Source organism: Cytophaga sp. (genome assembly GCF_051961495.1).
In the GTDB taxonomy this organism is placed as follows: Bacteria; Bacteroidota; Bacteroidia; order Cytophagales; family Cytophagaceae; genus Cytophaga.
Map to the genome: position 1 here is coordinate 1 of NZ_JBQCDF010000198.1, position 15,036 is coordinate 15,036.

The 15,036-nt window shown below is 38.5% G+C and carries 11 protein-coding genes; 9 read left to right on the top strand and 2 right to left on the bottom strand.

The features are described from left to right. From ACTHJT_RS10665 to ACTHJT_RS10675, 3 genes are all read left to right on the top strand, one after another. The coding region (locus ACTHJT_RS10665; RefSeq protein WP_440238007.1) for an NAD(P)-dependent oxidoreductase at positions 1-847 on the top strand (847 nt) is incomplete at its 5' end. Between the two features lie 122 nt (positions 848-969). Continuing rightward, complete coding sequence (greA, locus tag ACTHJT_RS10670; RefSeq protein WP_440238008.1) at positions 970-1,446, top strand: transcription elongation factor GreA; 477 nt, start codon at positions 970-972, stop codon at positions 1,444-1,446. 6 nt (positions 1,447-1,452) lie between these two features. Further along, a complete protein-coding gene (locus ACTHJT_RS10675) occupies positions 1,453-1,845 on the top strand; it encodes an HIT family protein (RefSeq protein WP_440238009.1) in 393 nt (130 codons plus the stop codon). A gap of 35 nt (positions 1,846-1,880) precedes the next feature. Here ACTHJT_RS10675 and ACTHJT_RS10680 read toward each other — a convergent pair whose 3' ends face one another. Then, positions 1,881-3,053 carry an aspartate aminotransferase family protein gene (locus ACTHJT_RS10680; protein ID WP_440238010.1) on the bottom strand — a complete coding sequence of 391 codons (1,173 nt, stop codon included), beginning with the start codon at positions 3,051-3,053 and terminating at the stop codon, positions 1,881-1,883. A gap of 391 nt (positions 3,054-3,444) precedes the next feature. Between ACTHJT_RS10680 and ACTHJT_RS10685 the strand changes: the two genes are divergently transcribed. From ACTHJT_RS10685 to ACTHJT_RS10695, 3 genes are all read left to right on the top strand, one after another. Further along, complete coding sequence (locus tag ACTHJT_RS10685; RefSeq protein WP_440238011.1) at positions 3,445-7,188, top strand: gliding motility-associated C-terminal domain-containing protein; 3,744 nt, start codon at positions 3,445-3,447, stop codon at positions 7,186-7,188. A 368-nt stretch (positions 7,189-7,556) separates the two neighbouring features. Further along, entirely contained in the window at positions 7,557-7,934 is a 378-nt protein-coding gene (locus tag ACTHJT_RS10690; RefSeq protein WP_440238017.1) for a DUF922 domain-containing protein, read from the top strand. Between the two features lie 20 nt (positions 7,935-7,954). Next, positions 7,955-9,874 carry a 7TM diverse intracellular signaling domain-containing protein gene (locus ACTHJT_RS10695; protein ID WP_440238012.1) on the top strand — a complete coding sequence of 640 codons (1,920 nt, stop codon included), beginning with the start codon at positions 7,955-7,957 and terminating at the stop codon, positions 9,872-9,874. A 5-nt stretch (positions 9,875-9,879) separates the two neighbouring features. Here ACTHJT_RS10695 and ACTHJT_RS10700 read toward each other — a convergent pair whose 3' ends face one another. After that, complete coding sequence (locus tag ACTHJT_RS10700; RefSeq protein ID WP_440238013.1) at positions 9,880-10,260, bottom strand: hypothetical protein; 381 nt, start codon at positions 10,258-10,260, stop codon at positions 9,880-9,882. A gap of 63 nt (positions 10,261-10,323) precedes the next feature. Between ACTHJT_RS10700 and ACTHJT_RS10705 the strand changes: the two genes are divergently transcribed. The 3 genes from ACTHJT_RS10705 to ACTHJT_RS10715 all read left to right on the top strand — a co-directional run. Next, positions 10,324-12,903 carry a DNA gyrase/topoisomerase IV subunit A gene (locus tag ACTHJT_RS10705; protein ID WP_440238014.1) on the top strand — a complete coding sequence of 860 codons (2,580 nt, stop codon included), beginning with the start codon at positions 10,324-10,326 and terminating at the stop codon, positions 12,901-12,903. Positions 12,904-12,977: 74 nt separating this feature from the next. Further along, complete coding sequence (locus tag ACTHJT_RS10710) at positions 12,978-13,382, top strand: PH domain-containing protein (protein WP_440238015.1); 405 nt, start codon at positions 12,978-12,980, stop codon at positions 13,380-13,382. 194 nt (positions 13,383-13,576) lie between these two features. Beyond that, positions 13,577-15,036: DUF5686 family protein (locus ACTHJT_RS10715; RefSeq protein ID WP_440238016.1), on the top strand; the 1,460-nt coding region annotated here is incomplete at its 3' end.

Consider the following 15,036-nt stretch of genomic DNA (forward strand, 5'->3'; position numbering starts at 1 on the left):
AGAAAAATGTATTGAAGCACTTGTTCAATACGAAGGACTGATCATACGAAGTAAATTCCGGGTCGACAGAAAGATCATCGAATCCTGTCCGAAACTGCAGTTCATTGGCAGAGCCGGAGCAGGCGTTGACAATATTGATAAAGAAGCATTGCAGCAAAAAGGTATCGCGCTGTTCCATGCTTCCGAAGGAAACAAAGTAGCCGTTGGCGAGCAGACAGTAGGGATGATTTTAGCACTGCTGAACAATATTGTAAAGGCGAATAATGAAGTAAAAAATAACCATTGGCTTCGTGAAGAAAACCGTGGGCATGAACTGAGCTCCATGACTGTGGGGATAATCGGTTACGGAAACATGGGCCGGGAAACAGCTCAAAGACTCAGTGCATTTGGATGTAAAATAATTACCTATGACAAATACCGTCGTAATTATTCCTGTAAACATGCCGAGCAGGTAAGTCTTGAGCGCTTACAGGCTGAATCTGATATCATCAGTTTGCACATTCCTCTGGATGACTTCTCGAAGGGCTGGATCAATGCAGCATTTATAGATGCTGTAGGTAAACCATTCTGGCTGATCAATACGGCTAGAGGAGAGATTGTCAATTTAAAGGATCTGACAGCTGCGCTAAAATCAGGTAAAGTGCGTGGTGCTGCTCTGGATGTATTGGAAAACGAAAAATTATCTACGTTCACTGAAGAACAAACAAAAATTTTCTCTGATTTAAAAGAAAATGATCAGGTAATTTTAACACCGCATATTGCCGGCTGGACTTTTGAATCTTACCGCAAAATCAGTGAGGTTTTAGGCAAAAAAATCATGCAATGGCACACCAGCACGATTTTATAATGATATCAACATAATAACAATAGGGAGTTGAAGAATAGCAAAACTATTCTTATCTTTGTCTAAACGGTACGCACGGGTGCACCGTTTTTTTATTTTATATAGTCGGAAGTATATTATTAGTTATGAGTGGTAAAGTATCTTATTACACGGAAGAGGGATTAAACAAATTGAAAAATGAGTTGAACCATCTTAAAACGAAAGGTCGTTCTCAGATCGCGGCTCAGATTGCTGAAGCGCGTGACAAGGGTGATTTAAGTGAAAATGCTGAGTATGATGCTGCAAAGGATGCTCAAGGCTTATTAGAACTTAAAATTTCAAAGTTAGAAGAAATTGTTTCCAATGCACGTTTACTGGATGAAAGTACGATTGATACTTCCAAAGCGTCTATTCTAACAAAAGTAAAAATAAAAAATAAGAAGACCGGTCATACTGTTGAATACACGCTTGTTTCAGAAGAAGAAGCAGATTTAAAATCCGGCAGAATTTCATTGAAGTCACCGATCGGTAAAGCCCTGCTTGGTAAAGGAGTGGGCGAAACGGTTATTGTAGACGTACCTGCAGGTAAGATTGAATTTGAAATATTAGACATCGGAAGATAATATTGTATGGCCAGTATTTTTACCAAGATCATTACAAAAGAAATTCCGGGATTTATTCTTGCGGAAACGGATACCTGTGTTGCTTTCCTGGATGTATTTCCGTTAGCAAAAGGACATGTACTGGTTGTGCCTAAAAAAGAAGTTGATTATATCTTTGCTGTAGAAGATAGCTTATTAGCTGAAATGATGTTGTTTTCTAAAAAAGTTGCACTTGCCATTGAGAAAGCAATTCCATGTAAGCGTGTTGGCGTTGCCGTTATTGGACTGGAAGTGCCCCATGCACACATACACCTGATACCATTACAATCAGTTCAGGATATTAATTTCACCCGCGAAAAATTAAAAGTACCACAGGCTGAAATGGAAGAAATAGCTAATTCCATTAAAAAATATTTATAACTAAAAATCCCTTCCAGACATGGAAGGGATTTTTGTTAACAGCCTGATAGTACAGCGCAGGCCTCTATAATTTCTTCATCTGTTATAATCAATGGTGGTGCGATCCGCATCGAATTATCACAAAATAAAAACCAATCTGTGAGTATGCCTTTGGTAATGGCATGGTCAATGATTTTTTTCAGTACCGGATACGATTCAAACTCTGCAGCCATCATCAATCCTGCGTTCCGTATCTCTTTAATACCCGGGTGATTGAAGTGCTTTTTGAATAAATCTGCTTTTCTGCTTACGTGTTCGGTTAACTTTTCTTCCAGAATTACCTCTATACATGCGCTTGCTGCTACACAACTTACCGGATGCCCTCCAAACGTTGTAATGTGTCCCAATACCGGATTGTGAGAAAGTGTATGCATGATTTCTTTGGAAGAAATGAATGCACCGATTGGCATCCCGCCGCCCATGCCTTTTGCTGTTAACAGGATATCAGGTGTTATTCCATACTGCTCGAATGCCCAGAACGTACCGGTTCTTCCGAAGCCACACTGAATTTCATCCAGTATCAGCAAGGTACCTGTATAATTACAACGCTGTCTGAGTGCCTGCATGTAATCCTTATCAGCCACACGTATCCCTGCTTCACCCTGGATCGTTTCTACAACAACTGCTGCTGTTTGCTCTGTTATAAGCGACAGGTCTTCAGGATTATTATATCCGATATGTTTAATGCCCGGAAGCAACGGGCGGAAAGCCTGCTTAAAAAATTCATTACCCATGATGCTTAAAGCCCCGTGGGAAGAACCGTGATAAGCATTTTTACAGGAAATGATTTCCCTTCGGCCGGTATAGCGTTTCGCTAGCTTCAATGCACCTTCCGTAGCTTCGCTACCAGAATTAACCAGGTATACAGCATCCAGATTTTGAGGAAGTGTTTCAATCAGTTGAGCGGCAAGTCTTACCTGAGGCGTCTGAATAAATTCTCCATAAACCATGAGGTGCATGTATTTTGAACTTTGCTCCTGAATAGCCTGTACTACTTTGGGGTGGCAATGTCCGATGTTACTTACCCCAATACCAGAAATCAGATCTAAATAGCGTTTATCATTTTCTCCATACATATATACCCCTGAAGCTCTTTCAATCTGAAGCGCCAGAGGAGAATCCGATGTTTGTGCCAGGTGATCAAGGAACAGTTGTCTGTTTGTAAGCATGCTGCAAGTTAATCAGGTTTGCATGCATTACCAATCGGAAAGAGAAACGAAATTCTACTTTTGGTACTAATCTGATGATGTTATTTTTTGTTGAAATATCTTTAAATATTGACTGAAAGTGCTCAATATTCCTTTTCAGATAGGTTTTTGCTGAGTTATATGAGTTTTGCTAACAAGCTAAATCTAAATGAATAATTGTATGTTTTTAATATGTTTATATTCAGATATATAATTATAATTTAAAATTGCTGATTCAGAAAAAAGCCTTAATATTTAAAAATAAGTATTGTGGAAAAATCCTATGTGAAATAGTAAATATTACATTTATTCTTTGTAAATTACAAATGTAATAAATAGTACTGAATTCATGGTAAACTAAAATATTATTTCTATGAAGTACATTTACTCTATTCGAGTTTTTTTCAGCTGCATGGTAATCCTTTTTTTATCACTCAGATTGAATGCACAGGAAGTTACATCAGGTGAAAATCCAAAACATCTTGCTGAAGACTTATGGGAATCGATTGATATGATCACTGTACGCAAACAGATCACGGCTGAAACACAGGTATCACCGGATGATATTGAGTTGTTTATGAAGTTCCTAATGTATAAGTATCCGGATGAGCGACCAGATTTTTTCAAACAGGTTGAATTCGGAACAATTACCAAAAACAATATTGGTCAGTATGTTAATGCTTTAACACAAAAGTATATCAACACGTATCCGGAATTTTTAAAACAAAAGACAATATTTGCAATCCAGCAATCAGGATCTCCCAACATGCCTTTGTCTATCAATGGCCCGTGTGAGAATGTTGATTTTGAATCCGGCACCACTGCCGGCTGGCAGGGCTTTACAGGAAATGCCTGCCAAAATGTTATTCCATGTAATCTGGTTAACAACTTTGTACCAACAAGACATACCATCATGGATGCTACCATGGTGGACCCTTATATACCAACGTTGCCGGTTGTTGCACCAGGCGGAAACTATTCCATGCGTCTTGAAAATTATGTGAACGGGGGAAATGCAACATTGATTCAGCAGACATTTCTGGTTACTGCAACCAATAACATTTTCACATACCGGTATGCAGCCGTTCTGGAAGATCCGGGAAATCATGGAGACTATGAAAGACCTTATTTCAGAGTACGTATGTATGATAAAAATGGTAAGGAAATTCCATGTGCGTCCTATACGGCGATTGCAAAACCTCCCATCCAGAATTTTACTTATACGCAGGTATTGAATCCGAATTATAATCCGAACGATAATAACACCAATAATGATAACCAGTATCTGAATTTGTACTATAGGGATTGGACAACGGTTTCCATTCCTTTACTGGGGCTGGAAGGACAGAATGTTACCATTCAATTCATCGCATCCGATTGTTCACGTGGTGGGCACCTGGGTTATGCGTACGTGGATGCAAAATGTTCATTCCTTGATACTAAAATACCGCCAACCATTTGCGGTGCCGAAGATGTTACTTTGTACGGACCGGATGATTTTGCTGCATACGAGTGGAGCGGGCCGGGAATTGTAGGACCGAATAACACACAAAATATTACTGCGAACAAATCGGGTAAATATACGCTGAAGCTTACGCCTATAGCGGATAATCCATGTCCGATAACAGTATCAACATCTATTCCGGAAAGGTGTGTACCGGTTCCGATTTCAGATAATTTATGTGAGTCTGTTAAAGGTACTCAGACCAGAAATAATGTAGACTTAACAAGTTACAATACCAAGATAACAGCGTATAATGCTTTAGCAAAGGTACTGTCCTGGCATTCAGCCAAGCCGGCCAGCAATGCCAATAAAATTGCAACCCCAACTAAAGTGAATGTGTCCAATGGCAGCAAATTTTATGCGGTGATAAAATATACAACGATAGGCACAGATACGGCCGAAATAGATTTCAATGTAAACACCTTACCGGTTATTCAGTTTCCGGTTGTAAATCCTTTGTGTGAAGGAGGGGCAGCAGTGGATATAAGTACTCTTGTAGCTCCTACAGGTGGCGTATTTAAAGGAACCAACATTACTTCGGCAGGCGTATTGACTCCAGTAAAAGCAGGAACATATTCATTGAAATATATTTATACAAGTACGCTTGGCTGTATTGATTCTTCTACCAGTTCGGTTATCATTAACAAGCCGCCGGTGCTTACTGTAAACCCAAATCCCAAAATCTGTACAACATCTTCTTATGTTACATTGCAGGCAGCAGCTTCGAATTACTCAACTGTAATTTGGTCAGGTGGGAACGGTGCTTTTTCAGCCAGCAGTGCTTTAACAACAAAATATACACCTTCTGTTGCAGAGCTGAGTGCCGGCTCTGTGAATTTATCGATTGAAGTAGATGGTAAAACTCCGTGTGCGAATGTTTTACAGAGTTTACAGGTTGAATTTGTACAACCACCAACGGTTGATGCAGGTATCGACCAGGATTTATGCTCGGATCAGGCAGTGTCTGTATCATTGACAGGTAGTGGCACAAGTGCACTGGGCTTTAAATGGAGTGGTGGCGCCGGCACGTTCACCCAACCAACATCCCTGAATACAGTTTATCATCCCACAGCTACTGAAATTGAATCGGACAGCGTGATTCTTAAAATGACATCCAATAGCAATGCACCGTGTAATGCTGTTTCTGACGATGTGGTGATTCGTTTCCATAAACTACCGGTTGTTGATGCAGGTGAAGATACAATTGTATGTAGCGGTGTTTCTGTTTCGTTTACAGCTGCTGGAGCGCCTGGTGATGTATTCACCTGGATGAATAAGAATGGTACAACCTTATCATCTGCTCAAACGGTTACAGTGGTCGCCGATACGGATAGCATGCTGATTGTAAAAGCGCTTAACTCTTATGGGTGCAGCAATAAAGATACAGTGGAAGTAGATGCGTTCAAGCCGCCGGTATTTGCGTTGGGAGGGCCGTTCTGTATTACCGGTGGTATGACATTGAATGCCAATCCGGTTATTACTGATCCGGCGCCGGAATTGCCTGTATGGAAAAAGGATAATATTATTTTAACGGGAGAGAATAGCTATACATTAAACGTTACAGATAAAGGTAAATACAGCATCACCTATACTCGCGGCGGATGTACCGCTACCGATGTAACCAATGTATTCAAGAATCCGGAGCTTGTTACTCCGGATGCTTTTAAATCCTGTGAGCAGACAACAGTATCTGTAACAACAACCAGTATACCGAATGCATATTATGTTTGGCAGAATAATGGTGTTATCCTGCCGGGTAATACAAACACAGCTTCTATCAATGTTGTTGCAGGATTAAGTAAGTATTATATCTCTGTTACAGATGCAAACAATTGTTCGGCAGAAGATAGCTTTTTGGTAACAGGTATTCCTGATCCGGTTCTGTCTTTAACAGATACAAGTATCTGCGGCAATAAGTATTTTATGCTTGATGGTTTACCAGATAATGCCGGAGACCTTAATGGATATCCGTTGAGTTATGAATGGAAATACAATAGTGCTGTAGTATCTACTGCATCTCAGATTAAAATTGATAAGGCAGGTAAATATGAGTTACAGGTATCAGCAGAAAATTGTAAAGGAAATTCAGAAATGAATGTTCAGATAAATCCGTTCCCGGTTGTAACGATTCCGGCGGTTTATAAATTCTGTCCAGAATCCGATGGAGAAGTTCTTTTGGAAGCAAGTACAGCTTATGCTTATTCATGGAGCCCTGGTGGAGAAACAACACAGTCAATAAAAGTTAAAAGTGAAGGCGTGTATTCAATAACAGTTACCAGTGATGTGAATTGTTCAAGCACGGCAAAAACTACCGTACGGGAACTTTGTCCGCCTAAGCTGTTTGTAGCAGATGCGTTCAGTCCAAACCATGATGGTACAAATGATCAGTTCAAGACCTACGGTATTCATATCGGAACATTTAAATTATTAATCTTTAACCGTTGGGGCGAAATCATTTTTGAAAGCGTAGATAAGGATGCTTATTGGGATGGTGTTTATAAGGGAGAAGTAATGCCTATCGGAGTTTATCCGTGGGTAATCACCTATGAAGGCGATTCCCAGGAATTCAAGGGCCCATATAAACTTGAAGGAAGTGTAACGATTGTGAAATAGAAAATTTATTTTTCTTATGGAAAGCCCTGGTAAATTCAATTATCAGGGCTTTTTATATTACATCCGTTTGTAAATCAGTAATATATATTACTTCAAAAAAATGAATTTTATACAGTCTTTACAAACCGGAAGGAATATGAATACTTGCTGCAATAGTATTTCGGCTGCTGTGTTAACAGAGGATATTTATAAATCGTTTGCTTTCATTAACTTTAGCTAACTTATAGTACCGGGATGAAAATATTACTGCTGGCGGTTACATTTCTCTTTAATTTATTGGGGGGCTTTTCATTAAATGAACACAATTTCCTTGGTCGAAAAACAGGAAACTGACCTGGAATGATTTTAATGGAAAGCCTGTGAAAACAATGTCTGCCGCCGCTTTGACCTATACAGATATCCAGATGAGCGCCTCGTTTGTTAATGGAAAAGCTTCCATAGAAGTGAAAAATTATTTTGATTCAAAATTGTCCTGGTCAAAAGATAAAACTTCGCTTCAACTGCTCGCGCATGAACAATTACACTTTGATATTACAGAATTATATACGCGTATCATCCGGAAGAGATTGAATGAAATTGTAAGCGAACAAACAATCCGTGATGGTACAATTAATTCCGAGTCGTCCAAATTGTTGAAAGAATGGCGGGCGTTTCAATTGAAGTATGATGAAGAAACAAATCATGGAGTTCTGTTGGATAAACAGAAAGCCTGGGAAACAAAAGTAGCAGGAATGCTTGCAAACTGATTTCAACAAATATTTATTACATGAATTTCTGGCAGCAAACATATATTAAACGAGCTTTGAATGTTCATACTGTTCTTGTTTTTTTATTCATTTTCTCATATGTATTTCCGGCTGCCGCTTTAGAACCTATACAGATAACGGATTCTACAGGTATTGTACATATTGACAGTAGTTTTTCAAGGTTATGGAATCCAGTGAATAAAACAGAGCATCGCTTATCGACAAAATATTTCACAAATAAGAAAAAAGATTTTAGTTATTGGTATACGTTTAAAATTCATAATGCAACAGCGGAAAATATAAACTGGTATCTGGTTTCGTATAATTTTACCCTGAATGAAATTGATTTTGTAGAAGTTCAAAATGGCGTTGAAAAGATTACCACATTCAGAAATAATCAAAGTTTATATGATCGTTTGATCGAGCATAAGCAGCCGGTATTCAGCGTCAGTATTAAGCCCAATGAAACAAAGCAATATTTTATCCGCCTGAAGAATAGTTCTTCTTTTTATTATGAGTTTGCACTTTATTCTTCAGAAAAATTCGCTTCGTCGTTTTTAAAAGAAAACTTAGAGTTCGGTCTCTTTTACGGGTTCATGCTTTTTGTATTGATCTATAATATTTTTTATTACACGATCCTGAAAGAAAAAGTAGTTTTATATTATTGTTTATTTATTCTTTCACAGATCATTCATATGGCTTACCGGGATGGTACCGGATTCTTTTTAACCCCATATTATACGGAATATTCAGAGATCTTTAAAAATATAGCGCGTACTGCCTTGGCCGTATTTTTATTGTTGTATACATATTATTATTTCAAAGCATCGCTGAACAAAAGAATATTCAAGCTGGTTAAAGCAGTTATTTTCCTGCGGCTTATTTACGCTGTTGTAATGTATCAGGATAATACTCTTATGACGTTTCATTTTGAATTGTTTGCATTGTTGTTTTGTTCTGCAGTCGCTATTTATTCATATAAGAAGAATAATTCTGATTCAAAATTCATGATTGTAGGATTGGTGCTTTTGACAATATCTTATATCATTTATTATTTATCTGTTGTTGCATTCAGCAGTATAAGCGGTTTCGGATTTTTTGCCTTGTACTATGGAATTGCCTGTGAAAGTATTTTTATGACACTGGCTCTTACCGAACGTTTCAAGCGGATCAAGCTTGAGAATACCTTGACGATACAAATGAATAACAAACTGGAATTGGAAGTACAGCGAAGAACTTACCAGATCGAAGAAAAAAATAAACAGTTGGAAGAAAAGTCAGAAGAACTGAATTTGTTTTTATACAGTGCTTCTCATGATCTGAGAGGCCCGCTACGTACTATTGACGGCTTATGTAATCTGGGCCTGACAGATGATGCAAGTGATAAAAAACAATTGTTTGAATTGATAAAAAAGAAGTTGTCGAATCTGGAATCAAATATTTCCGATTTAAACTCCGTTACAAAAATTCAAAACCAGATATTACCGCAGTCAGAAATTAATTTTGATTTGATTCATGCCAATATTGTTGAGCGCTTTGTAAGCACAACCGGCTTGCAGCATGTTGAGATTGTTTATCAGAATCTGCTTGATAAACCGTTTGAGTCAGATAATTTTTCGATCAAATCCATCTACCAGAATATATTCGAAAATGCATTAAAGTACCGAGACAGAAAAAGAAATCTGCATGTAGAAATCCGCATTGAAGAGTTGGACAATAATATCCGGATCAGTTTTAAAGACAATGGTCTGGGCATACCGGAATCTATCTTGCCAAAGATCTTTAATATGTTTTACCGTGGGAATACAGAATCCAAGGACGATACCGGTTTAGGCTTGTACATTGTAAAGAAGGCCGTTGTTAAACTGGGCGGCACCATTGATGTAAGCAGTAAAGTAGGTGAGGGGACTGAATTTATTATTATACTTCCGCGGGTTTAACGGAATTATATTTCCTCCAAATAAATCATTCTGGAAGTACCTAAGGCTTCAAATTCAACGGTTAAACAATTTGTTTTCCCAGACATTTTATCACACTGTGCGCCGGGCGTGAGGTAATAGTAAAAGATTTTTTTTCCACGTTCGCTGTACGATACGCGGTTGGCTTTTCCCAGTGTATGAAAGAAAAAAGCATCCGTTTTATCCAGTAATTCATCTTTACGTTGCTCAATTACAGGGATTAGAGATTTTCTGTATCCATCGCAACCTTTATAATCTTTTTTCCAGTCTGATGTTTTGATCCAGCTGATTTCGTTTCTGTTACAGGATACAAGCAGGCTTGCAGCACTTATTGCCAGCAGGAGGTAAAATTTCTTAGTTTTCCACATGAGATAGATTCGAAAGTTATAATTGAGTAAATTTAGTATTCGATTTAAGGTATTTCCAAAGAAATGGCAAAAGATATTACTAATAATTCATCCGAAGATCAATCTGAAAACGAACACATACATGATGTAGTGCATGTTAACGGTTTATATGAAAACTGGTTTTTGGAATATGCGTCTTACGTTATTCTGGAACGTGCGGTTCCACATATTAACGATGGATTAAAACCTGTTCAACGAAGAATCCTTCATGCGATGAAAGTGATGGATGACGGCAGGTTTAATAAGATTGCCAATGTCATTGGATCTACCATGCAGTATCACCCACATGGTGATGCATCCATCGGAGATGCCATCGTAAACATGGGGCAGAAAGACCTGCTGATCGAACCACAGGGAAACTGGGGGGATATCCGTACCGGAGATAGTGCTGCTGCTCCGCGATACATTGAAGGACGTTTATCCAAATTTGCGTTGGATGTTGTGTTCAATGAAGATACTACCGAATGGCAGGCATCCTATGACGGTCGTAAAAAAGAGCCGATTACATTGCCCGTTAAATTTCCATTGCTGCTTGCACAGGGTGTTGAAGGTATCGCAGTAGGTTTGTCGACTAAAGTATTACCGCACAACTTCTGTGAGCTGATCGAAGCTTCTATTGCTGTTCTTAAAAATAAGAAATTTGAAATCTATCCGGATTTTGCAACCGGAGGATTTATTGATGTTACCAATTACAATGAAGGTCAGAAAGGAAGCCGTGTGCGCGTGCGTGCGCGTATTGAAGAACTTGATAAAAAGACCCTGGTCATCAAAGATATTCCATTCGGAACAACTACCACTTCACTGATTGAATCCATTGTCAAAGCTAATGACACAGGAAAGATTAAAATCAAGAAAGTCGTTGATAACACAGCTAAGGAAGTTGAGATTCAGGTACAATTGCTTCCGGGTACAGATCCGGGTATTACCATTGATGCCTTGTATGCCTTTACGGAATGCGAAAGTTCTATTTCTCCCAATGCTTGTGTGATTGTTGATGAAAAGCCAAGCTTCCTGAGCGTGCATGAAATTCTGCGTATCTGCACACGCCAGACAGTAGATTTACTAAGACAGGAACTGGAGATCCGCAGAAATGAATTGCAGGAGAAAATTTTATTTTCTTCCCTTGAAAAAATATTCATCGAAAACAGAATATACCGTAAAATTGAGGATTGCGAAACCTGGGAAGATGTTCTTCTGACCATTGACAAAGGTTTGAATCCATATAAAAAGCAGTTCTACAGAACCATTACCACAGACGATATTGTCCGTTTAACGGAGATCCGGATCAAGCGCATCTCAAAATTTGATTCATTCAAAGCCGATGAATTGATGCGTGGTTATTCCAATGAGCTTGCAAAAGTTGAACACAACCTGGCTAATATCATTGATTACTCTATCGCTTACTATGCTGAACTATTGAAAAAATATGGTAAAGGCAGAGAGCGTAAAACAGAGATCAAAACATTTGATGTGATCAATGCAACGGTTGTTGCAGCAAACAACCAGAAACTATACATCAATCGGGCTGAAGGCTTTATCGGCTTTGGTTTGAAAAAGGATGAATATGTTTGCGACTGTTCGGATATCGATGATGTAATCGTTTTCCGTCGTGATGGAATTTGTGTCGTTAAAAAGATTGGAGAAAAAGTGTTCGTTGGAAAAGATATTTTATACGCAGGTATTTTCAGAAAAGGAGATGAGCGTATGGTATACAACCTGATCTCCCTGGATGGCGCCAGTGGTAATACCATGGTGAAACGCTTCAATGTACTTGGTGTTACCCGTGAAAAAGAATATCCACTGGTTAAAGCGAATAAAGCATCAAAGATATTATACTTTTCAGCGAATCCGAATGGAGAAGCTGAAACGGTTACTGTTACGCTGACACCTTCGACAAAAGCGAAAATCAAAGTCTTTGATTTTGATTTCAGCGAAGTGGAAATTAAAGGAAGAGATACACAAGGAAATATCCTTACTAAATATCCGGTTAAAAAAATCGCCTTTAAAACAGCAGGGGAATCAACACTTTCCGGAACTGAAATCTGGTATGATGATACCGTAGGTCGTTTAAATACCGACAGTAAAGGTAAATTGATTGGTACCTTCTCACCGGAAGAAAAAATTCTGGCTATTTATAAAGACGGCAATTATGAAGTTACAGGCTTTGAGCTGACCAACCGTTATGATGCTGATCAGCTGCTTTTCATAGAAAAGTACAATCCTGAAAGCATTATTTCAGCCTTGTATCTGGATGTTCCGTCTAAAACATATTACATTAAGCGATTCAAACTGGAGACAACAACTGTCAGCAAACGTTTTGCATTTATTCCGGAAGGAAAAGGTAATCATGTATTGTTTGTTTCAACCGATAACAAGCCTAAAATCAAGATTGATTTTGCAAAAGGCAAATATGTGACAAACCCTACCATGATTGTTTCCATGGATGAGTTTTCAGAAGTAAAAGGTTGGAAATCAATAGGAAGCAAGCTCGGAACAAATAAAATCAACTCTATATCCCGCCTGGAAGCAAAAACTGCTGTGGATAAATCGAAAAAGGACGATGGATACGCCGCGGGATCTACAATTGAATTGAATTTTAATTAGTAAATCATAGTTAATACTAAACCTTTAAAAAAGGTAACCGTATAACTGGATATACTAACTTGAGCGAGAAAAGTATGAAAATAGAAGAAAAAATCAATACCAGATTAACGCAATTAGGTTATGTACCCCAAACAGCCGCTATTGCTTTCGATATTTTCCTTAAAAGCCTTAAACCTGAGGAAACTATTCTGTATTTTTTGGAAGGTTCTATTAAGAATACGATTGGATTCATTGTTACCACAGACCAGCGCGTGTACTATGTAGGAATAGGCAGGCACGGCGATCCGTTTATTGAAAGTTTGAAATATAGTGAGATAACCGGAATCACCGTAAGAGAAGAAACATTACTGCCATCTTCGGAAATCACTGTGCATACAACGTCGAAGTTCAACGACATTAAGGTCAAAGGCTGCGACGCGCATAATGCCGCTGAGTACAAGGAATTAATTGATCTGTTAACAAATAGGCCCAAAGATTAATTGCGTTTTATGATTGAATGAGCCCTTTTTTTTCTAATTTTATGTAACTCTGTATAAAATTAGTCATTCAATAGAAATTCAAGTTGGCAGATATATTTTTCAAGGCATTGTTTAAGAGGATATCTAAACTAAAAAAACATCTGTTTAGCGATCACTTAGAATGTTTTTATAAAAAGTATTTTTTTGTTACCCTCTTGCTGTTTTCTTTTTGTTATCCGGATCTGTTTGCGCAAAGCATTACAGTTAAAGGAACCGTGCAGGACTCTCTATCCAAAGATTCAATCCCTTTTGCGACCATCTACATCAAAGGTACAGCTTTTGGTACAGCATCCTATGATGACGGGACCTTTGAATTAGAGCTGCCTTCTTACCAAGATTCATTATGGGTTAGCAGCATGGGGTATGCAACCAAAGTTATACCATTACCCAGAAATAAATCTACAATTGTATTGACTGTTCTTCTCAGTGAAGAATTTACCGGAGAAGAAATTGTCATTACTCCGCGTGAAAATCCTGCTTATCGTATTTTACGGTCTGTGGTTGATCATAAAAGTGCAAACGATAAACGTAAGCTCAGCGGCTATGAATATGAAACGTATAACCGCACAGAGATTTATGTGAACAATATCAGCGACGAACTGCGTGAAAAGAAAATTATGCAGCAGGTTGCCGGCGTGCTCGACAGTATGAAAGGACTGCAGGATGCTGACGGTAAACCGATGATTCCGGTGTTGATGTCTGAAACTGTTTCTGATTATTATTACAGAACCAATCCAACGGTATCCAAAGAAGTCATAAAAGCCGTAAAGGTTGAAGGTATAGGTATGGATGATGGGAGTCTGCTGTCACAGGTATTGGGTTCAACATTCCAGGAATATAATTTTTATCAAAATTATCTGAACATTCTTGGCAAGGATTTTATTTCACCGATCAGTGATAGCTGGCATATTTTCTATGAATATGAATTGATCGATAGCATGTACATTGATTCCCTGTGGTGTTATGAAATCAATTTCAAGCCACGTCAGGAAAAGGATCTGGCCTTTACCGGCACCATGTGGATTGCTGATAGCACTTTTGCCTTGCGTAAAATTGATGCATCTATATCCAGAGAAGCAAACCTGAATTACATAGATAAGATTTTCTTTAAACAGGATTTGCTCCAGACCTCAGAAGGAGCATGGTTGCCATCGTCCCTTCATATTACGCTTGACTTGCAGGATCTCGGTAAACAAGTCCCTAGTATGGTGGCTACTTTTTACTCCAACATTCAGGATCCGGTTGTCAATAAACCAAGAGCTAATTCTTTTTTTGATCAGCGTATAGAAGTAAAGGAAGATGCGCAGGAGCGTGATGAAGCCTTCTGGAATACAATCTATCAGGATACAACAAGAAAAACAGATCCAATGGTGTACAAAATGATTGATACACTCCGCAACCTGCCTATTATTAAAAGTTATATCGAGATACTGGATATAGCAATCAATGGATATAAAAAAGTGGGTAAGGTTGATATCGGTCCGTACCTGACCTGCTATTCATACAATAACATTGAAGGCAACCGTTTTCAGTTGGGCTTCAGAACCAATACGGACTTCAGCAAGAAAGTAATATTGAAAGGTTTTGTAGGATATGGTGCCAGAGACAATCGTTT